Source organism: Ruegeria sp. CE12, from assembly GCF_056537525.1.
This window is the reverse complement of the sequence record NZ_JBQFRS010000007.1, coordinates 18607-41550: the sequence shown is the minus strand read 5'-3', so window position 1 is coordinate 41550 and position 22944 is coordinate 18607. Positions and strand designations below refer to the sequence as shown.

Annotated in this window: 15 protein-coding genes; 8 read left to right on the top strand and 7 right to left on the bottom strand. The window is 55.0% G+C overall.

From position 1 onward, the window contains the following. The first annotated feature begins 38 nt into the window (after positions 1–38). The 4 genes from ACR0IO_RS16130 (at position 39) to ACR0IO_RS16115 (ending at position 4164) form a co-directional block, all read left to right on the top strand. Positions 39–1277, top strand: coding sequence for a TRAP transporter substrate-binding protein (locus ACR0IO_RS16130; protein WP_480742610.1), 1239 nt, complete (start codon positions 39–41; stop codon positions 1275–1277). 66 nt (positions 1278–1343) lie between these two features. Continuing rightward, complete coding sequence (locus ACR0IO_RS16125; protein WP_155147644.1) at positions 1344–2009, top strand: TRAP transporter small permease; 666 nt, start codon at positions 1344–1346, stop codon at positions 2007–2009. Then, entirely contained in the window at positions 2009–3367 is a 1359-nt protein-coding gene (locus ACR0IO_RS16120; RefSeq protein ID WP_155147642.1) for a TRAP transporter large permease, read from the top strand. Before ACR0IO_RS16125 ends, ACR0IO_RS16120 begins: the two co-directional genes overlap by 1 nt. Before the next feature lie 11 nt (positions 3368–3378). After that, positions 3379–4164 carry an IclR family transcriptional regulator gene (locus ACR0IO_RS16115; protein WP_480742609.1) on the top strand — a complete coding sequence of 262 codons (786 nt, stop codon included), beginning with the start codon at positions 3379–3381 and terminating at the stop codon, positions 4162–4164. Between the two features lie 279 nt (positions 4165–4443). On the opposite strand, the gene ACR0IO_RS16110 is transcribed toward ACR0IO_RS16115, so the two are convergent. From ACR0IO_RS16110 to ACR0IO_RS16100, 3 genes are all read right to left on the bottom strand, one after another. Continuing rightward, entirely contained in the window at positions 4444–6021 is a 1578-nt protein-coding gene (locus ACR0IO_RS16110) for a serine hydrolase (RefSeq protein ID WP_480742608.1), read from the bottom strand. 335 nt (positions 6022–6356) lie between these two features. After that, entirely contained in the window at positions 6357–8291 is a 1935-nt protein-coding gene (locus ACR0IO_RS16105) for a RiPP maturation radical SAM C-methyltransferase (RefSeq protein WP_480742607.1), read from the bottom strand. Between the two features lie 6 nt (positions 8292–8297). After that, the gene (locus tag ACR0IO_RS16100; RefSeq protein ID WP_155147633.1) at positions 8298–8579 is read right to left on the bottom strand and encodes a hypothetical protein; all 282 of its coding nucleotides are present in this window, start codon (positions 8577–8579) and stop codon (positions 8298–8300) included. A gap of 172 nt (positions 8580–8751) precedes the next feature. Between ACR0IO_RS16100 and ACR0IO_RS16095 the strand changes: the two genes are divergently transcribed. Then, on the top strand, positions 8752–11658 hold the full coding sequence (locus ACR0IO_RS16095) for an ATP-binding protein (protein WP_480742606.1): 2907 nt from the start codon (positions 8752–8754) through the stop codon (positions 11656–11658). A gap of 448 nt (positions 11659–12106) precedes the next feature. Here ACR0IO_RS16095 and ACR0IO_RS16090 read toward each other — a convergent pair whose 3' ends face one another. Both ACR0IO_RS16090 and ACR0IO_RS16085 read right to left on the bottom strand, forming a co-directional pair. Beyond that, on the bottom strand, positions 12107–13732 hold the full coding sequence (locus ACR0IO_RS16090) for a N,N-dimethylformamidase beta subunit family domain-containing protein (protein ID WP_480742605.1): 1626 nt from the start codon (positions 13730–13732) through the stop codon (positions 12107–12109). 9 nt (positions 13733–13741) lie between these two features. Further along, positions 13742–16216, bottom strand: coding sequence for a CoA transferase (locus ACR0IO_RS16085; protein WP_480742604.1), 2475 nt, complete (start codon positions 16214–16216; stop codon positions 13742–13744). A gap of 124 nt (positions 16217–16340) precedes the next feature. On the opposite strand from ACR0IO_RS16085, the gene ACR0IO_RS16080 reads away from it, so the two are divergent. Then, the gene (locus tag ACR0IO_RS16080) at positions 16341–17297 is read left to right on the top strand and encodes a GlxA family transcriptional regulator (RefSeq protein ID WP_480742603.1); all 957 of its coding nucleotides are present in this window, start codon (positions 16341–16343) and stop codon (positions 17295–17297) included. A 223-nt stretch (positions 17298–17520) separates the two neighbouring features. Here ACR0IO_RS16080 and ACR0IO_RS16075 read toward each other — a convergent pair whose 3' ends face one another. Beyond that, positions 17521–18477, bottom strand: a complete 957-nt coding sequence (locus ACR0IO_RS16075; protein WP_480742602.1) for an isopenicillin N synthase family dioxygenase — start codon at positions 18475–18477, stop codon at positions 17521–17523. A gap of 335 nt (positions 18478–18812) precedes the next feature. Between ACR0IO_RS16075 and ACR0IO_RS16070 the strand changes: the two genes are divergently transcribed. Continuing rightward, positions 18813–19715, top strand: coding sequence for a LysR family transcriptional regulator (locus ACR0IO_RS16070; protein ID WP_480742601.1), 903 nt, complete (start codon positions 18813–18815; stop codon positions 19713–19715). Here ACR0IO_RS16070 and ACR0IO_RS16065 read toward each other — a convergent pair. Then, positions 19712–20593, bottom strand: a complete 882-nt coding sequence (locus ACR0IO_RS16065; protein ID WP_480742600.1) for an SDR family oxidoreductase — start codon at positions 20591–20593, stop codon at positions 19712–19714. The genes ACR0IO_RS16070 and ACR0IO_RS16065 overlap by 4 nt on opposite strands. A gap of 421 nt (positions 20594–21014) precedes the next feature. Between ACR0IO_RS16065 and ACR0IO_RS16060 the strand changes: the two genes are divergently transcribed. Next, positions 21015–22937, top strand: a complete 1923-nt coding sequence (locus ACR0IO_RS16060) for a DUF3604 domain-containing protein (RefSeq protein ID WP_480742599.1) — start codon at positions 21015–21017, stop codon at positions 22935–22937. Positions 22938–22944 lie beyond the last annotated feature (7 nt).

Here is a 22944-nt window from a genome sequence, read left to right as displayed (position 1 = left end):
ACAAAAAGTCTCAATAATTGCGATCAGGGAGGTAAGCAATGGAGATCGGTAACAAACTAAGCGGTATTTCAAGGCGGGATTTTTTCCGTGTGGCTGGACGCTATGGCATGAGCTCGACGCTGCTGGCCGCAGGTGGATTCGGCGGGGCGATGAGCCTGGCCAATCTCGCGCAAGCAGCTGAATCGACTTACGAAAAACGATTCTCGAAAGAACCAAAGCACACACTCAAATTCGGTGCGTCCGGCTTCAACACCCGAAACCTATTGATCGAGCGGGCGGGCGCTATCGAGTTCGCTCGCGACCTGGAGGAGCGCACCGACGGCGAGATTCGCATCGAGTTCATCGGCGACAACCAGATTTGCGGACAGTTGAGTTGTGTGGAGAAGACGCAGCAGGGAATCGTCGACATCTATGCGGCCTCGACCCAGAACTCGGCTGGTGGCGCGCCTTATCTGAACGTGCTGGACTATGCCTATATGTTCCCCAGCCGTGCAGCTCAGTACCACTTCTTCTATAGCCCGGCGAGCCAGCGCATCCTGCGTGAACCACTTGAGAAACGGCACGGGCTGAAATTCCTGTTCACCCACTGCGAACTGCGCGGTCTGCAAATGGGCTCGACCTTTGCTGACAAGCCGACCGTTACCAAACTGGAAGAGCTATTTGGCACAAAGAACCGCGTGACGGGGACACAGCTTGGCCGGATCGCCATGCAGCTTCTGAACCTGAACCCGGTTCCAGTTGCGTGGGAAGAGACACTGGACGCTCTTAAGACAGGCCTGATCGATGGTGCCGAAACGTGGGCATCGGCTGTTGCCTACGCCAATATGGCGCCTGTGGTTTCGCAGTCAGTAAACCTCAAGTTCTTCTGCGGAACCGAGCATACGTCGATGTCGGCAAAAGTGTTCGATAGCCTCGGAGGTGAACTGCAGGATGCAGTGATGGAATCGTCGTATTTCACACAAGCCCTCATCCAAGGCGCGAACGAAGCTGCGCTTTTGAACACGGTCGGTTTCTCGGAGCCCCAGCTTCCCAACACGATCTTCGCCGAAAACGGCGTTCGTCCGGCCTTCCTGCCCGATGATCAGATCAAACTGGCCGAAGAGATGTGCGCTCCGAACTACAACCCTGAACCGTGGGCACAGTGGCGCGAACGCCTCAACAAGTGGGCCGGTGGTATCGACACCTACCAGGAGATCTACGACATCGCGCGCGAGATCCCCGCAGACACCCTACCGGAAAATGTTGAACCACGCCGTTGGTGGATGGGCCAAGCCTGATTAATCTGACCGAGCCGGCCTCAAAAGGGCCGGCTCATTCAAACACCGACTGGGAGGACGGGGTTCATGTCATTATGGGCAGATATCGGCGCGATTTTCAGCGCCTTGCTCACTCGCGATTCATTCGAGATTCAAATCGCCTTGGAATCTGATGCCGCTTGGATTGTCGGCACGATTGTTGCAGCCTTAGGCGGCTTTCTGGTGATGCTGATCTATCGCAAGGTGCCCTTTATCGAACGCCATCTTGAGCGTTCGGTTATGGTATATTCCTACCTCGCCATCGCATTGATCATCTTTTGGGGCGTGATCGACCGGTTCGTCTTCAATGATCAGGAACCCTGGTCCACCACCATTCCTCCACTTCTGTTCATGGTGATGGCCTGGTTTGGGGCCTCCTATAATGTGCGTCTGCGCACCCATCTGAGTTTCAGCGAATTCCGCACGGCGATGCCGCGAAGCGGACAGTTGGCGTGCCTGATACTCGATGCCGTCCTGTGGTTCATCTTTGCGGTGATCGTCATTGTGACCACGTCGCGGCTTGTTGCGCTGTCCGCCTCGAATTTTCAGATCGTGCTTGGGACCGACAACATCATGCAGTGGTGGTTCCTGCTGGCCGCCCCGCTTTCATTCTTCCTGATGGTCGGGCGCGTTTTTCAAAACCTGGCAGATGATCTCAACAACTGGAAAACCGGCGAGCCGCTGATCAAGCAGGCCGTGATAGGAGCAGACTGATGACAGACGGTACATGGGTCACTCTGATCTCTCTGGGGGTCACGTTTCTGTTCATGCTGGGCGTGCCGGTGCTGCTGGTTATCGGCTATTGGGTGATCGGTTGCTCATTCGTTTTGGGACTGACACTCGACAACATGGGCGCCGAGCTGCTCAATGTTTTCAACAAAGGATTTGCCCTGCTGGCTATGCCGTTGTTCATCCTGACAGGCGACCTGATCAACAAATCTGGCATTGCCCGACGGCTTAGCGATTTTGCCTATGCCTGTCTGGGCTGGATACGCGGCGGGTTGGCGATGGCTTCGTTGGGGGCCTGCGGGCTGTTTGCTGCGATCTCGGGATCGAACTCTGCGACTACCGCGACAATCGGGTCAATGTTACACCCCGAGATGGTCAAAGGCGGATACGACGAACGTTTCAGTGCCGCAACTGCAGCAGCTGGTGGCACCGTTGGGATCATTATCCCACCGTCGATCATATTCATCGTCTACGGCTTCCTGATGAACCTGCCAATCTCCGAGCTGTTTGTAGCTGGCATCCTTCCCGGTGCACTGATGGTGTTCGGCATGCAGTTTGCATGCTGGATAATCTGCCGGATCAACGGCTGGGGTCACCTGATCCCTTTGCAGCTGAACCGGGTTCTCAAAACTGCTTTCGGTGCCTGGCTTGGTTTCTTTGCGATCGGGCTGGTCTTGTGGGGGATCTACACTGGCAAGTTCTCTCCGACCGAGGCGGCTGGTGTAACTGTCGGGTTTTGCGTGATTGCCGGATTGGTCAGCTACCCGATCAATCGCATTATGGGTGCGCGCGGCGATATTTCACCCTCTGAAAAGACCTATGCAGAAATGCTGGTCGTCGAAGGTTTCACGATCCCTGAAATCCCCTCGATCGTGATCCGCTCTGCACAAATCACGGGAATTCTGGCACCATTGATCGCCATATCTGTCGTCATGCAGCAAATTCTGTCCCTGCTCGGCGCCCAGCAGACAATTGGCGATTTCGTGACCTCAATGGGCGGCTATCACGCAGTTCTGTTTACATCGATGGTGATTGTATTCTTCTCGGGAATGGTACTGGAGAGCTTACCTGTCACGATCATCCTTGCACCAATCCTTGCCCCTATTGCGGCCTCTGTCGGGATTGATCCGATTCACTTCTCGGTCATCTTCCTCGTTGGCGCTTCGATCGGGTTCATCACTCCACCATATGGCCTGAATCTCTATGTCGCATCTGGCGTGACGGGTGTGCCGTATTTCCGCTTGCTCAGATACACAGTTCCGTATCTCGCAGCGCTGCTTTCGGTATGGATTTTAGTCTCTTTGGTACCTGATCTGGCCTTGATCCTACTGCCAAACAACTAGAATGTAACGGGATGGTATCTACGGACGCATCACAACGTGAAACCCAAATTCCCACGAACTTGCGGTTACTTCTGATCCTGGAAGAAGTGGCAAGGCGCGGTGTTCCCGTCAAACCGGCAGAGCTAGTTGATACGCTCGGTCTTGCGAAACCGACAATTCACAGGCTGCTTCAAACCGCCGAAGCCGAAGGGTTTCTTCAACGCGATCTGGATGGCAGATCCTACGGGCCCGGTCCGCGCTTGCGCCAGCTGTCGGTCAACACGATGTCGGCAGAACACCTGCGCACCGCGCGGCTTGCGATTTTGCGTGGCATTGCCGACGAAGTAGGAGAAACCTGCAACCTCGCCATCCCCGACCGGGAGGGTATGATTTATCTCGACCGGGTTGAAACAAAGTGGCCACTTCGAATTCAGTTGCCAATTGGCACCCAAGTACCTTTTCATTGCACGGCAAGCGGAAAGATGTACCTCTCAACCCTTCGCCAGAAGACGCTTGATGGCTACCTCTCGGCTCGAAAACTACTTCCCCAAACCGACCATACCTTGACGAGGCCCAAAGCGCTGCGAGATGAGATTACCCTTATCTCCCAAAACGGTTACTCCACAGACAACGAAGAGTTCATGCTTGGGATGTCTGCCATTGCAGTTCCAATTTTTGACGCCAATAAACGTCTCGTTGCTACTTTGTCGGTACACGCTCCAACTCAGAGGCATGACGTAGATGGGTTAGTTCTGTTTCTGGAAACTTTAAAGCGAGGGGCAAAGAAACTCTCTAACTTGCTTTCTTTTGATCAATAACAAGCGAGCCTCCAGCGATCAGCGTCAGTACCGAAAGTCAGAATGGCTGTTGTTTGGATCAGGGTAGATCAGCCCCGCTCGCGAGTGTTTGCGAAATTTTCGAACGGCACTCAAAGCCGACCACCAATCCTACAAGCCCAATACCACCTAGTGGCCAGTCAGGGTTAATGCCTGACCAACGAGAGGCGGTTCTGTGCAACATCGGAACAGAGGTCTGCTTTAAGCCGGTCAATGGGCAGGTATACGACGGACATTAAACAACGCCATCAGGAAACAGAGTCAGACACGGATGAAACGAGAAGGTTCGTGTTCACCAAACAGCTCAACTACGATACTTCCCGCTTTGCCACTCGCTAGATCTTCAAATGTCAGCATTGAGCGCGATCCGGGTGGAGCGTTTTCCGTAACAAAGTCGAAAACCATGGTGGCTCCGTCCCACGGTTGCAGCAGGTAATCCTGCGAATGCGGTCCAACTAACAATACCAATTGCTCTCCCGTCGCCTGAATCTCCACAGTCCCAAAATATGGGTGGCTGTACTTGCCGACAGCGGTTTCGAAATTCAGAGGAACGGCCGCGTCGACCGGGGGAAAGGCGCCCACAGTATGGCCGAGTGGGTCAAAGAACGGTTTGAACAATTGAGAATAGCCTGCATACCAATCGCGGGTCTGCTTTCCAAACTGAGCCAGATCGGTGAATTCCGCTGCGATGGATTCCACCGCCCCTACCGGAGATGCATTCGACAATACGACGATGCCGAGATCTAAAGAGGGAATGAGAGAGAAACAGGTGCCCGTGCCCATTACAAAGGCCCCTGAGTGGCTGAGTTTTACCCGCCCGGAAGGTTCGGTGCTGACATTGAAGCCAAACCCATAGAACCCGGCGCGGCTGTCTGGGGATGTCGGCGGTGATGATACGGTTTGCGGACTGATCACAGGAAGCAGGGCCTCGGGCGGAATAATCTGATCGTCACCGTAACGGCCATTTGCCAGAATCAACTGCATCCATCTGGCCATATCGTTGGCAGAGGAACTGACACCACCTGCTGGCGACTGCGCGTCAGGCATGCGCTGAAACTGCGGGAGAAACACTCCATCGCTGGGCGTATGAGGAACAGCCCGGTCAGTGACCGCCATGTAGTCAGCGAAACGCGAACTAGTGCGCGTCATACCAAGCGGCTGGTAAATCGCCTGCGCAGACAACGTTGCCCAATCGATACCCGCTTTTTCCGCTACTGCTTCAGCGGCGGCGGTGAGGCCGAAATTGGTATAGGCGTAAGATGTCCGAAATGGAGCGAGCGGCAGCAACCGCAGATGCTCCAGTATCGTTGTGCGGTCAAAGCCCAGATCTTCCAAATCATCGCCTGCGTGATCTGGCAGACCGGACCTGTGACTGTACAGGTCCCCAATGGTCAACAACTCACTTCGCGCCGGGTCCGACAGACGAAACCATGGCAAGAGTTCGTACATGGGGCTGTCCCAGGATATAAGACCTTGTCCCACTTGTTGCGCAACCACTGTGGCCCCGACTGATTTTGATACGGAAGCGATCTGAAACACGGTGTCCGGGTTGATGGTATCCGATACCCCCACGCGACGCAGACCGTAACCGTTGGTCAAAACTGTTTCACCCTTGTGCACGACCGCGACGGAGACGCCGGGGATACCGCTGCGCGCCATGATCTCGGCAACAACATCATCCAATGCCGCGATTGCTGTCGCAATTTGACCAGGTGGTACCGCAACGCCCGCCATTTGAGACGGCGATGTCGTCTGGGCAAACGCAGTCAGGGGCACGCCGACTAGCGAGGCGGTCGCAGATCCAAGGAAAAACCGACGGGAAATAGAATTGGTTTGCATAACAAATCTCGGCTAAATCATACAGGTAACTCTAACCATAGTTCGGTGAACTGCATAGATTCAGGACCAATTGATTTGTTTGCAGTCTGGCCGTCGGCAGCGTTCGCGCTTTCACAGGCTATGTCGCAAATTAGCTGAAAGTCCGGATCGGCGTGATGCGGGACGAACTCATCCAGCAATCCCGACAAAAATCCGAATGTCCGAGGTTATGGCTCTGTAGAACGTCCAATCCACCGAGCCTCTGACAGAGGTGTGCAAAAAATTTGGGCAAGCCGTGGCACCTTTAGCACAACATCCCAGCCGCGGTTAGAGAAACCAAAATAGACACGCCCTTATCAGACAAAATCTTCACGTCGTTGCACGGCAAAAGCCAGGTGCGGACTGTTCCGAATAACATTCCAATCGGGAGCCCGCGTGAAACCAGGCGTCCTGAGTACAAGCGACAGTAAGGCGTCTTGTTCGACAGTCAGCAGGTTAAGCTCACACAACCGCTCAACCGCTTTGCGCACTGACGTCCGACCGAATTGAGGGGCTACACGCTCCTCCAATTGAGTGGCACCAACAATAGTGGAGGCATGCGCCACGACCGCACGCTCTGCGGACGAAAGCTGATGCTCAATGCGCTGATCTGGGCACCGTGTGTCAATCACAACATCCTTGTCCAGATACAGCTCGGCAGAGCCGGCATCGTTCTGCCAAACCGTCAGCGCCTTGAGTGTGGGTTCTGCGCGGTTGTGCGCCGTGGTGTCTGATTTATCGACGATGTCAAAGTGATAGGAAAACTGTGTGAGATCCTCTTTTGGAACATCAAAGATATACTTATAAGGCTTTGCCGGTAGGACCTGAATGCCATAGGCTTCGGGATAGTCGTAGTAAGGGCTGAAGCGATCAGCCCGGACGGGGCCGACCGAACCCGGAGGTTGCAGGTGGTGCAGGTGCGGTATCAGGTGCGCCATACGTTCAAAACCTTCGGGGTTTTCACCCGGGAATCCGAACAGAAAACACCATTCGACAAACACACCGGCTTCTGCACAAAGTTTCAGGGTCTGAATGTTCTGAATCCCAGACACACCTTTGCGCATATGTGTCAGGGTTTTCGTATCAAACGTTTCGATCCCTGGCTGAACCTTTCTGACACCTCCGTCTGCCAAAGAGGCAATCACGGCCGGTGAAAGGTTGGATTTGACCTCATAGTGCATCAGAAACGGGCGTTCATCCTGCGCCAATTTAGGAATAAGCGTCCTGAGATAGCGATGGTCCAGAATGTTGTCGACCACAACAAGGTCCGGACCATACAGATCGGCCAGCTCACTGAACTCTGCAAATGCCCGATCAGCAGATTTGCTGCGATAGGTCATGGACTGGCCGTTGAGGCCACAGAATGTGCAATGGTGTTTGGCACCCCACCAGCATCCACGAGAGGTTTCAATTGTCGCCGATGGTTTGAACAGATCCGGCAAACCGGGTGTATTATTGAACCTATCAAAAAACGAGGTGAAGTCCGGGACAGGCAGCGCATCCAGATCGGTGACCAGAGGGGCCGTCGCATCTTTGAGCGGCCGCGTCTTTTGTGATTGCGTCAGTATGCCCGGCACACTTGGCAGATCATCACGCGACCGCAATACACCGAGAAAATCGGGGAACGCTTCATCTCCCTCACCAATGCAGACTGCGTCCAGTTCAGGGTGGGCTTGCAACAGGGCCTGACCGAGCGGCCCTTCGCAATTTGCACCGCCCATCACGATCACAACATCCTCAGATCGCCGGCGTACAGCCTTGGCGATGGCCAATGAAGACATCACTTGCTGAAACGACGATGTGATGCCTACTACGGTCGGTTTATCCTGAAGGATTTCTTCGGCGCACCTGTCCACAAAGGCACCGACCTGTTCGCGGGCCGAAATGGCGTCTTGCATCACGGTCAGCCATTCCACACCTGACACGTGATCAGCCAGAACCGTCGTCAGATACTCAAAGGCAACGGCTTCGCTTCGGGGATAGATCAGGTCACTGAAAACCCATTCGCCTAGAAGCGCCTGATAAAACCTTCCGTCCGATAAAAGCGAATAGCGATCCAGCCCAATGAGTTCTGCGAAATCAAAGCTAAAGAACTTCTCGCTTGTCCGGGCACCTGCTCTGCGGGCCAGTTGTGCAAGCAACGCCAACCCCAGGCCAGGATGTTGAAGCGATGAAAACGGCATCGACACCAGACACAGACGATGATGTTCTGCGCCTGCATCAAGTGTCGGGCTGAGTGCCGTTTCTGTCATTGCGCGTCAGGCGCAGCGAGGCCGGATCACACCGTCCGAAGACACTTCGTATGCTTTCCTGATATCGGACATGGCAGCCTGTACATCGGCGCGACCATCGAAGACAGCGCTGATCGCTTTCAGCAGGTCAACCGCGCTACCGTCCTCATCAACAGAGATGCCCAGACGTTTAACGACGTCTTCTGGGTCAGCAATAAATTCTTTACGAAAAGATTCATCAAGAACGCCCCGACCAATGATCATCTGAACATCTTCAAGCGTTAATCCGTGTTTATGTTTGTCTGTCACGTCAATCCCTCTTATTAATATTTGTATACGGCTAGTCCATTAACCATGACGTTTCAATTAATTTCAATCGTCGGGTTTATCGAAAGGCCTGCGGGCCAAATCTTTAAGGTGCTATAATCTACAAGAATTTTTAACTTAGCAAAGTTGTACATTTTAACAGGACTTTGACAGAATGGCAGGCAACGTTCAGATAGAACCGACAGAGCGCAAAATGTGCACTGTCATGTTCGCTGACATAGTCAAATCTACGATGATGATCGGCTCTCTCGATCCCGAAGATGCTGTTGACCACCTTGGACCAGCAATTGAGCTGATGATGTCGACCTGTGAGAGTCATGGCGCGACGACACTATTTACCGGTGATGGAGCCCTGGCAGTTTTTGGGGCGCCTGATGCAGACGAAGATCATGCAATCAAGGCAATCGCAAGCGCCCTGGAAATCATTCAAAACCTGTCGAAAATGGACGGTGCGCAGCCAGATATTCGGATTGGGCTGCACTGTGGTGAACTGTTGGTGAGTCATCTCCAGCACACGCTGGGTGAAGAGCAAGCATTCCTTGGCCCAGTCATGAATATTGCCAGCACGATCGAAAGCCGCGCCCGTCACAACGTAGTTACTGTTTCCGGTGCAGTGATCGAACACGCGGGTGGGGTATTCGAACACGAACCAGTCGGCGAGCTTGAACTCGGCAATCTGGCGGAACCCATTAGATTGTACGAGATACGGGCGCGTAAAAAACAGGTCTCGCGGTGGCGTTCACGTATCCGAAGGGGCCGGTCGCCGTTTGTCGGCAGAGCACAAGAACTGGAACGTATGTTCGACGCCTGGAACACGATCCGTTCCGGTCAGGGCAATGCAGCTTTGCTCATCGGAACCGCGGGAATTGGAAAGTCCCGATTGTTGCATGAGTTCGCCGACAGCGCTTTCCTTGGCAAACACGAAACGCTGGAATTCAATTGTACATCACTGGATCAGGAAGCTGCGTTTCTGCCGATTACGCGCGCAATTACGTCCTATCTTCAATACTCTGATCCCACATCCAAAATCGGGCTAGAAGCCAGACTGTCTAACGTGTTGGCAAGCCTTCACGATCTCGGCGAAGCAACAAGACAAGAGCTGTTTTCGTTATTCACGCGAGTTCAGCCACAATCCGAGATGGGTGTGGCCGACCATTTGCACCGCAGAAAGCTTCTGGTCGATGCGCTTGCGCGGCTCGTTTTGGCTCTGGGATCCGGGGCGCCAATGGTGCTGATTGTCGAAGATCTGCACTGGGCCGACAAAGGTACGCTGGACGTAGTAGACACTCTGCTGGACAAAATTGCGGCACAGCGCGTCCTGATCCTTTTGACGTCGCGCAATGCAGATTTCGTTTCATCCGGGCCAAAACCTTTGCTGGACGTCATCCACGTACCCCCATTGGAAGCTGCGGCTTGCAAAAACCTGATCAGATTGCTGCTTGATAACAGTGGCGTCGATCAGCTTGTCGCCGGATACATCGAGGAATTGAGTGACCGAACTCCGCTGTTTGTCGAAGAGTTTGTGTACAATATCCGCGACCGCCTGGATGATGACAAACATCCCAACAAGCTTCCCGATACTGTGGATGAGTTCGACATCCCCATAAGAGTGCAGCCATTGATTGCCTCACGTATCGATGCACTTGATCTTGAAGATCGAAAGGCGTTGCAGATCGTTGCTGTTGGCGGAATGCAATGGAACCGGGACGTATTGTTCAACACCCTTCAAAGTGAATTCCAAGATGCGCAGGCCCGGGTCTATAGCCTGATTGAACAGGGTCTGCTCGAGTTTGCGGTGGGCGGCAATGCTCAAACCATTCGGTTCCGCCACGCATTGATCCAGAAAGTCGGCTATCGCAGTGTTCCCAGGCTGCGGCGGTACAAACACCACCGGACCATTTTCTCAACCTTGAACAAGGATGGGGATACCGACAATCTCGACCACATGCAGTCGGTCGCCCGTCATGCGGATGGTGGTGAACTCTGGCTGGACGCCGCAAATGCCTATAACCACTGTGGTGAGTTGTCGATCAAGCTCTATTCGTTTGAGGCAGCCGTATCATTCTTTGAACACGCTCTACGCTGCATCGATAAGATCCGTCACGAGGCTGATGCATTTTTGGTGGCCAAGCTGGGGCTGCAAGCGCGCAGGGGCTTGCGTGTATCTTTGGTGGCCAGCGGGGACTTCGAACGTATCCTGAGCATTTCGCGCGAGGCTGAGGACTTGTGCAAAAAGATCGGAGATACATCGTCCCGTATCGCCTCGCAAATTGACCAAGGGATCATGCTTTCGGTTCTTTCGGACGTGCGGGATGCTATAAGAGTGTCGCAGTTTGCATTGATAAACGCCGAAACGTCTGGCGATACGATGCTGCAAGCCAAGGCTGCCTTTGCTCTGGCCCAGGCCGCTTGGTTTCACGGGGATTATCTCAGCTCGGTATCTGCAATCGATCGTCACGAAAGCCTCTTTGCAGAGACCTTTCGTACAGTGGACATAGGTACCACGGGTTCGATCTCGGTTTTGGGCATTGCGACGCGGGCCAATGCTTACAGTATGGCCGGACGGTTCACTGAAAGTGAAAAGGATATTCGCACTGCGCTTAGCATCGCCGAGGAAACCGGGAAAGCCTATGACCAAAGCTTTGCGCTTGTCGCCCGAGGAATACAGTCTTGTATGAAACGTGAGCTGGACACTGGAATAGCAGCTCTCAGACAAGCGCTTCGAACTTCGGATTCGGCCGGAATCGATGTGCTGTGCTGTTTTTCCGCTGCTCCTTTGGCTCGATTGCTTGCGCTAAAACACGAATTCGATGAAGCACGGACTGTTCTCAACAAGGGTCTTAATCTGGCTCAGTTGATGAAAATGGATGCGTTTGAAGCCTGGCTGCTGACGGCAGAGGTCCATGTTTTGCTGGAGGAATCCCGACATTCTGAAGCAAGAGAATTGGCAATCGACTTGTTAGATCTTTGCAGCCGGAACGGATATTCCGGTTTCCGGAACGAGCTAAAGATTTGCATTGAAATGCCCGAGTTCGGTGATCACGGATTTGCCACGAAGTAATAGCGGCTGTGCATGGGCTCTTTCACCGCGCAAAAGTATGTATCGAGGATCGGGTAAGGTGTATGAACACCTGATCGCCTTCGCCAACTTCGTGATGCCCGTCGATCCGAACAGTTATGGGTTGGCTTTGAAACGCTGTACTTAAGTACAACAGTATTTCCTTCCCAGGTACTTCAACTCATTCGACACCGGCAGGAACATCCACGCCTTCGGGATCAGAACGGCTGAGATGTTCGGGGCGAAAGCCAATTGTTGACGGACCACGAAGTGCCGAAGACACATCCGCTCCGCAGTTTCGCGCCAGAGCTTGCAGTTCTCCATCACAATGGGCCTTCCGGGGATATCAAGAGCTTTTCTGGCGATACCGCTGTTACCTAACGTCTGGTCATCACAGGCGGTTTCCTCTCAACACTTCGCTTCGACGGCACCTACTGAGGGATATTCAAGATCACCCAAACCTTTCCAACACGTTACGGGTGACTTGCTCAACTTGCCAATCCCGGCGGGTCAGTCCCATGACCCATTCACAGGTCGCCGCATTGAACACCTCGCCTTTGCCACGTACCCAATGAACGATCACGCCATTGCCGCGAGCGCTGCGATCCATGGTCTCGGGCGTGACTTTACCAAACACGGCCTGTGCCTTGAAATGCGCGTCACTGTCACCGATATAGGCCGTCTCGCCCCACACCCCATGTGATGGCTCCACGTTAGTTGCGAGCCCCAGCGCCAGTATCTGTATCGCCTGATCAGCCCCATCGCTGCCGGTAGCAAAGGGCAAACCGTCCTCCATCCGGTAATCAACGCCGTCCACCTCATAGCCAAAGATGCGTGATCCTGCGCCCAGTTGATCGCCATACCCTAGCTCTGTGTTCCGGAAGGCCCAATGCTGCGGTCGATAGACGGTGTAACCGCCACTGCCCTGCCCCACGCAGCGGCCCAGGCCAGCATAGACACCCTTCAGTCCGCTTGCACCGAGTGTCGTGGTGCCGGGCCAGTTCACCGGGGCGATCTCCCAGGCCGCAGTGACCAGATGCGCCTGATCCGTCCCCACCAGAGGATCGCGGTCTGCTGTATATTTATAACAGATTTGAGTCCTACCCTCGTCTTCGATCCGCGTCTGCCAAAGGAAGTTGCCGCCAAATCGAGCAACCCGCCCTCCACCATCGACATAGCGATCCACCGCATGGCGCATATTGGCGGTCCAGTACTCATCATGGCCGACAAAGATCACGCATTTATGGCGGCGCAACAACTCCGGATCGGCCTCTAGATCGTGCTGTGTGGCAAAGTCCAGTTCGAACCCCTGCGCCTCTGCCCAACGCGCGAAATGCCGTTCATAGCTGGCCCAGCCAGCTGAGGCGTATTTCTTGGAATAGCCATAGGCGTATGCCCACTCCATATAGGGGTAACGCACCATTCCGCCGGGGACATGGGCACCCTCTGGCACTGCGCGAGGGGCACCCTCCGGCAGCTTGCAGAACCCCCGCGTCCATGGGCGTTGGGTTGAGACGATCGGGGAGAACGCGTTGCCTTTGGGTCCGGTAATCCCTTCGTAGTGGTTTGATCCACCCCAGCAATTGTAGGCCAGCCAGGTTCCGGTGGCGCAAACCAGTAAGTAAGGCGTCGGTGGCTTTGAGGGTGCTCGGCGCAGTAGGATCAGGTGGTGTTCCTCGATCCTGTCTCCGTCACACTCGACGCTGAACGTGATCAGGTATCCACCCTCGCGCCAGTCGTCGGGGATGGTGAATTCGTAGGCGATATCCCAGTCACACCCCTTTACCGAACAGTCGGGCGGCGTGTCTTGGTGTATTCCCGCAAGCCCCGACTCGCGCAGCAGCGGCTCATAGCGCTGTCCGTCCCGGCCAATTTCCAAATCCCAGGTGTCCGCAGTCGTTGACACCCGCAGCGCCACCCGGTCACCCGGGGCATAAGTCATCCGGTCAGTATATCCCCAAATCTCGAGCACCGCGTCATCACGCGACGGGCCGATGTAGTAGTTATCGAGGATATGCCGCGCCTTAGCCCGCGTGCGGGGCGTCGTGGCAGGACCTGAAGTTTCCGAATGGGTCATCTCGACATCCTATTCCGGCAAGTACTTTCCGGACCAGCTTTCCGCTATCGCACCGGAGGCGATCATGGCGTCGATCTGATCAAGGGAAAAGCCGATTGCGCCCAGAACCAGGCGAGTGTCGGCTCCGTATTTGGGCATCGGCCCGGGAATGGTAATGGCCGCGCGCGCGGGACGGACCGCATTGGGTGCCACAAGATCACACCAGCGGTCCATAGGGTGCTGGTCATGCCGGATCACACTGAAGGTTCCCCGGGTCAGATCGATCCGGCCACCACTTTCCGGCTGCAGAACTGCATCACGTGTGTCGTGCAGCGAACCTAGTGGCATCACGGTGCTAGAAGTTCCGGCAAATGCCTGCGACCAGTAGGCTACGTTGCGCGTGGCGAACTGTTGTGAAATCGCAGCCACCATTTCTACTTCGGGCATCGCGACCAGATCAGCAAATTCCGGCAGGCGCGCCAGCGCCTCCCTCCCTTCGGATGGCGCAGCAAAGAACATCCAACCATCCGCCGCGCGGTAGCAGTGATAAAACGGCCCCCAACCCAGAGCCTCGCGCCCCGCAGGCTCGTCGAAGGCTGCGCGCCCGTCGAAGTCATACATCAACTGGGCCTGAATCAGATTTCCTGCCCCGGCCAGCGCTGCACGCGCGATGCCACCTTTGCCAGTTTTCTCGAGTCGCAGCAGCGCCGCGCCAAGTGCCACACAGGCACAGAATCCGGTCAGGACGTCGATGGTTCCGAAATGCGCATGTTCTTCGGGCGTTTGCATACCACCGCCAAAGCGTACCATGACCCCGGTCGCCGCCTGCGCCAGATCGTCATATCCCAGATGATCAGATTTCGGCCCGCGCGCCGGCCCCCCAAAGGCGTCGAGCTGCACCAAGATCAGCCGCGGGTTGATAGCCGCCAGCTGCGCTTCGCTCAATCCCAAGGCGTCACGCTGTTCGTCGGTACCGTTCATTGTTATCACATCCGACGCCTCGATCAGTCGCCGTAAAGCCAACTGACCGTCGTCCGAGCGCAGGTTTAGCAGAACGCTCTTTTTTCCGCGATGCGCGTGCAGCCCAAAGACCACCGTATTCCAAGGATCAACCGAAGGATCCACTGGCTGAAACGAGGTCACCTGCGCTCCATACCGGGCAAGAGTTGACCCGATGGTCGGGCCGGCAATAACGTTAGTCAGGTCCAGCACCTTTAGTCCATCGAGCCACCCGCCCTCTCCGTCGCCACCTGCGGCTGTTCGGGGAACCTCGGCCAGTATGTCGGATAGAGGGGCGCTGTCCGGTTCAGGCCCAGGGCTTTTTTGCAAAGCCCCCGCATCCCCGGCGAGCCAGGCCACGTTCCCCATCTGCCGCATCTTGCCATAGCGCGGGTCATCGACCTCAAGCACCAGACCCGAGGCCAGCGCGTGGGGGTCTGCGAGCCATTCCTTTGAAAACCGCTGCGCCGTGGCCGGTGCCTTGGCCGCTCCGAACAGTGCTTCCCATTCAAATGAAGGCTTGGTCAGGAATGCAGCCTTCATTGCCGACGACACCCGCTCTCTGTCACGTTCGCCAACGGGATAGTTTCGCAGCGACCATTCATCGGGCCAATCACGTGTATCCAGATAGGCATCGAAATCGGGCAGTTCGTCGGCGAGCTTTTTCAGCCCCAAGGTCTCCAACACCCGGCGCGGGTGCGTCTTGACGCTTCCTGCCACCACATAGAACCCCCGCCCGTCGGCACAGGTATAAGTGCGATAGAATGGATCCAGGAACTCTTCCAGTTCGCTAAATCCGAGGTTCATGGGCAGGCCCGCGGCCGTTCGCCGGTCGAGCTCCACTTCGCGTGGGGATTTGTAACGTTCGGGGTAATCCTCGATCTGTTCGCAGTTGTAGACGAGCCCTTCAAGCAAGGAAGATGCCAGTGGAACCTCGATATGCTCGCCGCCATTGCGGTCCCGTGCAAGCAGGGCGAACTGCACAGCCATCGCGCCAAATGCTGCGCCATAGGCAGAGGCCAGAGTGAGTGGAGTGAAAGAAGGGTTGATCCCCATCAGCCGCCGGTTCAACCCCATGTCGGTGAACTGCCCGGTGCGCGCGGCAATCACTGCCTCCCACGCAGGCAGATCGGCCAGCGCCGGATCGGTCGAGGCGAAGCCCGGCAAAGACAGCGACACGATGCGCGGATTGATTTCCCGCAAAGTCTTCGGCCCCAGGCCCAACCGCTCCATCACCCCGGGTCGGAAGTTTTCGATCACCACATCGGCCCGGGCAACCAAATCCCGCGCCGTGGCAAGGCCCGCTTCGCTTTTTAGATCCAAGGTTAGCGCAGATTTGCCACGTGACAGCATGTCGGTGGCTGGTTCTTTTAGCCTTGGGCCTCCGGGCGGATCAATGCGGATCACTTCGGCCCCCATATCAGCCAGCATCATTCCGACCAGGGGGCCCGCCAGATACTGGCCGAAATCAAGCACGCGAATATGATCAAGGGGCCGTGTTGTCATGAAAACGTGTCTCCTGTCGGGCTGCTGACATGTTGCCGCGCTTTGGGGCATTGAACTGACGTTAGGATTGTGCCCCGATGCCGAACGGACCAATATTGTCGAAAAATGTGCGGATTCTGCCAAAGTGACACAGCTCACCGTTTCGATTCTGTTGTCGGAAAGTTTTTCCAACATCGTTCTGGCGTGCCTGCTGGAACCGCTGCGGGTGGTTCGTGACAATCGTGGTGCAGATATCCGGTGGACAATCCTGACTGCGAGTGACGCCCCAGTGACCAGTTCCAGCGGCATCCGTGTTGCACCTGACAGATCGCTTCAGGGCATGAGTGCGGCCGACCTGACTCTGATCGTGGGTGGTGACGAGTTCCGCGCGGAAGCTGTGCAGAAACCACTCTCGCGCCATTTGAATCCCCTCTTGCGATCGGGAGTAGTGATCGGGGCAGACACGGGTTCCTGGCTGATGGCGGCCCTGGGCCTATTGGATGGGCGCCGTGCCACCATTCACTGGCAACTCCACGACGAGTTTGCCGAGAGCTTTCTGGCCACCGCCGTAGAACCCGACCGTTTCGTGCAGGATGGGCGGTTCTGGACTTGCGGCAGCGCCGCTACAGCGCTGGATCTGATCTTGGAATTCATCACCAGTCGTTACGGTGCAGTAGCAGCGCAAGAGGCAGCGGCCATGTTCCTGCAGGACAGCGCCAGTGCGCAACTTTCTGGTTCCGGGGCACGTGGGCTTCGCATCCATGGCTCAGAACAGCTGCGTATGCTGATTACCCGTATGGCTGACACTTTGGAAACACCGCTTTCGCTGGCCGAACTCGCAGCCTTCGCGAACATGTCAGAACGCAGTCTGGCCCGTCTGTTCAAGCAGGAGCTTGGTGTTTCTCCAGGGCGTCATTACCAGGCGCTTCGTCTGGCACGTGCGCGCGACCTCAGCACACATACCAGACTGAGTGTCGAGGAGATCGCCCTGCGTTGCGGCTTTTCTTCAGCGTCTGGGCTGCGCAGGGCGTTTCGCCAACAATATGGCCAACCAGTTCGCAGAAGAACCCGAAGGCTGGTTGATCAGTCCAACCCCTCCTGACGCGCGTTTGCCTCGCCCAAGGTTGCCTTGCTCCTTTTATCAAAGATGAATTCCGAACAGTCACGTAATCCATCGCCACGCTGCGGCGATGAAGGCGACCTGTTCCAAGTAGTAATCTGTTGCCGCAGGCACCCCCTGCAAATTGTGCAGTATATTTAACCGTAGCACTGTTACTTCCATCGATGACGGGAGAGCAAATTTTTCTCAAGGATAACAGCACGCTCTAAGTTTCTGACTGGTCAGCTTGATGGGCATCGTAGCTGGCTTCGAGTTCATTTCTGAGAAACTCACCAAAGTTCAAAGGTTCAAACCTAGCGATGCCTGTTTCCGGGAGGGGTGCGATTACGGCAGAGACATGTGGGTCAAAGAAGAACGGCACGGAATAGCGCTCTCGTCCGCTCGCATTGATCACCCGATGCGGCGTGGACAACAACCTTCCGTTGGACAAGTGATGCAGCATGTCGCCGACATTAACTACGAAAGCACCCTCGATTGGCGGCGCATCCACCCAATGGCCAGCCGGTGTCTGAACTTGAAGGCCACCAACATCATCTTGCGCCAGCAATGTCAGAAATCCAAAGTCCTTATGGGGGGCTGAACCGAACAGATCATCCGGCGCTTTCGGAGGCTGCGGTGGATAGTGAAGCAAGCGCAGCCATATAGTCGGCGTTTCGAATGCAGCGAGAATTGAACGATCCTCGACACCAACTGCATCCAGTGCCAACCTCAACAGTTTGTTGCCCAATTCGGTCATTGCATGAGCATAGGCCTCACAAGCCTCTCGAAACCCATCCAGGTCTGGCCACTGGTTTGGTCCGGACAGATAGACATCAGGGTCTCTCTCCGGGTCCTCGCGCATCATCATGAACGAAGCAGATTGGTTCGGCTTTGTCACTTTGGCCAAATCGGAATTTACGTCCGTCGAGGTGTTTATGGCTATGTACCCACGATGGCATTCATCCAGCGCAATTGCCTGCTTTTTAGTCTCTCGCAACGCGTGAAACTTCTTTGAGGCCGCGAACACGGCGGCGCGCAATGCAGGATCCACTCCATGATTTATGACATAGCCGAACCCGGTCTTGCCGTATGCATCTAGGAACTCCAGGGCCAGGTCGGATGTATCTTCGCCATCGATCAATGGTGAAAGATCAAGCACAGGAATAGTATTGAATTCAGTCATCTGAGATCTCCGAAAAAAAGTTTCGCTAAGCAGTGAGCCAAACGAGGAATCGCTATCCGGCGAAACGCTTTCGGCGGTGAGCGCTGTGGCGCTCTAAGACGATCAGGAAATCAAATTCAGACATACGTGGTACGCTATGGTGGACGAAGGCACTGATCAACCAAAAACACCGTCGACCCGAGCCCGCCGTTCGGCGATGTCAGCAGATACCTCAATGCGATCCATCAGCGCGGACATTCGCTGCCAGCGGAGAATTCTTGGTCAAATGGATCTGTTGTTACAACCCATTAATCACAATACCATACCACTAACAGATAGTTAGCGGAGAACTCCTGATGCGCGCATCGTTCGAACAATTGGAGGCATTCGTCACCACTCACAGCGAAGGGTCTTTTTCTGCGGCAGCGCGAAAGTGCAACAAAGCACAGTCGGTGATCAGCACTTTGGTCGCCAACCTCGAGGTCGATCTGAACGTCGAGCTTTTTGATCGCAGCCGAAGATACCCTACCCTCACCGATGCGGGAGAGATGTTGATCTCGCAGGCCGAAATTCTACTCGAGCGTCGCAGCAGGTTTCTGGCGATTGCCGATGCCCTATCCATGACCCTGGAGAACCGCATAACGATCGCCATGGCACCGCACATCAAACTGGCCAATCTGGGAGAGATCATCCGAACCTTCAGCGCTGACTTTCCATCTGTTGACGTTGAGATCCAGTCATTCGCCGCCGGAGATATCCAGCGGCTGGTTGTTCAAGGCGAAGTGGATCTCGGCATTATTCTGGAACCCGAGGGCATCCCTCAATCGCTTGACTTCCGCTCTTTGGGCTCACTCAAGCTGGTTTGCGTCAGCCATCCTGAAAGCCCGCTTGCACATACACCCTCGGTCTCGTGGGAGGAGTTGCGCCAGCATCGTCAGATCTTGTTGAAAGAAGCTGACAACCCTAACAGTGCAATTCTCAAGGCCTCGCCGTCGATCTGGCAGGTGAGCACTGCAACTGAGGCTATCGATCTTGTGAGGGCCGACCTGGGGTGGTCGGCGCTGCCATTGCATGCGGTGGACATCTTTGTTCAGACCGGCGCACTGAAATTCCTGCCGCTGCAATTCGAGACCAAACCCTATGCCGAACGTTCGGTGGATATGGTTTGGTCTTTTGAAAAGCCGATGGGTCAGGCCACTGCCAAGCTGTGCGAGCTACTGGCTGAAAACGCCGTTATTCAGAACTCCACTATGGCCTAGGCTTCTTCGCGAAGCTCCTTTGCAAAAGATGCAATGGTGTGTTTTGGTTTTCCAAGAACTTCCCACGTTTCGCCAGCGACCAGCTCTTCCCGCAGTTGTTGCACGAAGGTGAGCAAATGCTCCATGAAGACCGCCTGCTCTTCCGGCAGTCCCATCTGGCCGATCGCCTCCATTGGTAACTGAATGACTTCTGCCTTAGGCGCGTAAGTTTTCAAAAATTCGGTCGCTCCTTCTGTGTAGGTCTTAGCCTGCTGGCCCTGAACGGCGAGCTCTTTGTTTTTTGCCGCATCATTGCCAATGGCATTCAAAACCAGTTCAGCCAGGTCGCTGGAATTGGTGAACCGGATTGGATGAATGTAATTACCGATGACGGCAAACTGGTTATCCATCAAGAACTTTGGCAGCGAATCTAGGAAGAACGAACAATAGAAGAAGGTATAGGGGATGCCGGACGCCTTGATGGCATCGATCCCGCCCCGACGGATCGCATTGGTACCATAAGCCATCCCTTCGGTTGAAAAATCGGGGTATGCGGTGTCAACGCCCGCAATTTGCATGATGTGTTGAACCCCTGCCTCTTTTGCCGCCGCGACAACGTTAATCACACCTTCCCGCTCGGTGTGGAACGGCGCGGCGGTGTCCAACGTCTCGGTATTCAGTGTGATGTACAGCGTCTCGGTTCCCTGCAAAGCTGAAAGCAGACTAGCGGGGTCTGACACATCACCCTGAACGAGCCGAACCCCAGCAGGCAGAGCAGCTTTAGCCGCCTCGAGGTCTCGCACGAGGGCGGTCACTTCAACACCTTTCTCGTCGAGTTTTTTGGTCACACGATGTCCCAGATGGCCTGTGGCACCGATGATTGTGATCTTCTTGGTCATGTTGATAACTCCTGTTTCAGCGACGCTTCTACAGGTTGGACTCCAATGTCTTTAGTGATGATCCATCTGGTTGATAGATACTATGCTGTGCGAATAGTTGATCTTGCCTCTTAGTTTAGACGAACACGTGAGCTATGACCGCCAAAGTGCCCGGTCGCACACCAAGCGGTAGAACCGCTTCAGGCTCAGCGCACACCTCAGTTGGGCTAAGCCACAAATCAATGAGAATGCAGGTCATATTGTTTTCGACCCATTCTGAGCACCCATCGGCCAAAGCTTTTGGTTGCGTCGTTGCGACAAATCAGAGTTCCAAGATTTTTCTCAATTAGGCAACTCACTATGATATAGAGAAATACGAATATCACTTTGTTGCGATGTAATTCATCGACACCGCCGGGCTAAGTTGATTTGGGAGGTCATAATGCTTCGTATATTGGTGTGCTTTATATCACTTGGACTGGCGCCGACGAATATCTTGGCCGACGCTGTCCCAAGCGAACAGGCTGCTGAAGGTTTGTTCTCAGATCGACCTTATTCGCCATATGCAAACCGGAGTTTTCCTGAACGCCCACTGTGGGGAGACACGCACCTTCACACGGGGCTTTCACTGGACGCCGGCGCCTTTGGGAACACACTACTGCCAGACGACGCCTGGCGTTTTGCAAAAGGTGAGCAGGTTATTTCTTCTACAGGTCAACCCGTGAGGCTGGCCCGGCCACTGGATTGGATGGTTCTCACAGATCACACTGATCTCATGGGGTTTGCACCGGATCTGCAAGCTGGGAAGCCTGGCGTTCTTGCTGATCCAAAAGGATTAGAGTGGTACGAGGGGTACAAAGCGGGCGGTGAAGAAGCCGGAAAAACGGCCTTTGATATCATTACCAATTTCTCGCAAATGACCCTGCCCGAGATCCTACTCGAGTCTTACAGCCCCGGCGCGGATGCTTTTGCCTTTACTTGGGAAAGCATTGTATTGGCGGCCGAGCAGCACAACGACCCCGGAAACTTTACGGCGTTCATCGGCTTCGAGTGGACATCGGTTCCCAAGGGTTTCAATCTGCATCGCAATGTCATGCTCCGCGATGGGCCGATCCGAGCTCTGCAGATGGTTCCCCCGGTTACACAACCACCATATGGCGATACAGACCCAAAATCGCTGTATGCCTGGCTTGAAGAATATGAAGAAAAAACGGGTGGCCGCGCGGTAGCCTTTGCCCACAACGGCAACCTGTCGAACGGGTGGATGTTCCCAACCGACGACACATACCATGGCGGCAAGGTCGACGAGGATTATGTAGCCGCCCGAGCAAAGTGGGAGCCGCACTATGAGGTCACGCAAATCAAGGGTGATGGCGAAGCACATCCATTCCTGAGCCCGGACGATGAATTCGCGGACTACGAAAACTGGGACGTAGGCAATCTCGATATCACAGAATTGAAGACCGACGATATGCTGGCTGGTGAATACGCCCGCGAGGCGCTGAAGCGCGGTTTGATGCTGGAAGAAAAGTTCGGCGTGAACCCCTATAAGTTCGGGATGGGTGGCGCTACGGACAGCCATACCTCTCTGGCCACAGCCGAAGAAGACAACTTCTTTGGAAAGTCCGTCAGCGTTGAACCTTCAGCCTCGCGGATCGAACATCCCTTCATCGCCAATGATCTTGGTGAAATCCCCGGCGACCTCCTTGTTGCCTCTGGATACACTGCAGTTTGGGCGACTGAGAATACCCGTGCCGCCATCTTCGATGCGTTCAAACGCAGAGAGACCTATGCAACCACCGGACCCCGAATTGGCCTGCGGTTCTTTGGCGGATGGGATTTCAATGATGCGGACGTTGAAACCCGCTTCCTTGCAGATGTTGGCTACACCAAAGGTGTTCCGATGGGTTCTGACCTGCGTCCTCGCGAAGGAGACGGTGCGCCTGCATTCCTTATCGCGGCGCTTCGCGACCCGATCGGAGCCAATCTGGATCGCGTGCAAGTGATAAAGGGGTGGCTCGACTCCGAAGGGACCTTGCAGGAAAAAGTCTACGACGTGGCGTGGTCGGATAATCGTGTTGCTGATCAAAACGGCAAAATCCCAGCGGTTGGAAACACAGTGGATTTGGAAACCGCCAGCTGGACCAACACAATCGGCACCGCCGAGTTGGTAACCGTTTGGTCTGATCCTGATTTCGATCCGAACGCGCGGGCGTTTTATTATGTGCGTGCCATCGAAATCCCGACGCCGCGCTGGGTGCTGTATGACAAATTGAGGTTCGGCTCCGAATTGCCAGAAGATGCGATACTCACACATCAGGAGCGCGCATATTCGTCCCCGATTTGGTATACGCCGACAGAGTGACACGCTC

Excerpts from the sequence above, each read along its gene's own strand:
- ACR0IO_RS16130 (WP_480742610.1), top strand. The coding sequence starts at position 39 with ATGGAGATCGGTAACAAACTAAGCGGTATTTCAAGGCGGGATTTTTTC.
- ACR0IO_RS16125 (WP_155147644.1), top strand. The coding sequence starts at position 1,344 with ATGTCATTATGGGCAGATATCGGCGCGATTTTCAGCGCCTTGCTCACT.
- ACR0IO_RS16120 (WP_155147642.1), top strand. The coding sequence starts at position 2,009 with ATGACAGACGGTACATGGGTCACTCTGATCTCTCTGGGGGTCACGTTT.
- ACR0IO_RS16115 (WP_480742609.1), top strand. The coding sequence starts at position 3,379 with ATGGTATCTACGGACGCATCACAACGTGAAACCCAAATTCCCACGAAC.
- ACR0IO_RS16110 (WP_480742608.1), bottom strand. The coding sequence starts at position 6,021 with ATGCAAACCAATTCTATTTCCCGTCGGTTTTTCCTTGGATCTGCGACC.
- ACR0IO_RS16105 (WP_480742607.1), bottom strand. The coding sequence starts at position 8,291 with ATGACAGAAACGGCACTCAGCCCGACACTTGATGCAGGCGCAGAACAT.
- ACR0IO_RS16095 (WP_480742606.1), top strand. The coding sequence starts at position 8,752 with ATGGCAGGCAACGTTCAGATAGAACCGACAGAGCGCAAAATGTGCACT.
- ACR0IO_RS16090 (WP_480742605.1), bottom strand. The coding sequence starts at position 13,732 with ATGACCCATTCGGAAACTTCAGGTCCTGCCACGACGCCCCGCACGCGG.
- ACR0IO_RS16085 (WP_480742604.1), bottom strand. The coding sequence starts at position 16,216 with ATGACAACACGGCCCCTTGATCATATTCGCGTGCTTGATTTCGGCCAG.
- ACR0IO_RS16075 (WP_480742602.1), bottom strand. The coding sequence starts at position 18,477 with ATGACTGAATTCAATACTATTCCTGTGCTTGATCTTTCACCATTGATC.
- ACR0IO_RS16070 (WP_480742601.1), top strand. The coding sequence starts at position 18,813 with ATGCGCGCATCGTTCGAACAATTGGAGGCATTCGTCACCACTCACAGC.
- ACR0IO_RS16065 (WP_480742600.1), bottom strand. The coding sequence starts at position 20,593 with ATGACCAAGAAGATCACAATCATCGGTGCCACAGGCCATCTGGGACAT.
- ACR0IO_RS16060 (WP_480742599.1), top strand. The coding sequence starts at position 21,015 with ATGCTTCGTATATTGGTGTGCTTTATATCACTTGGACTGGCGCCGACG.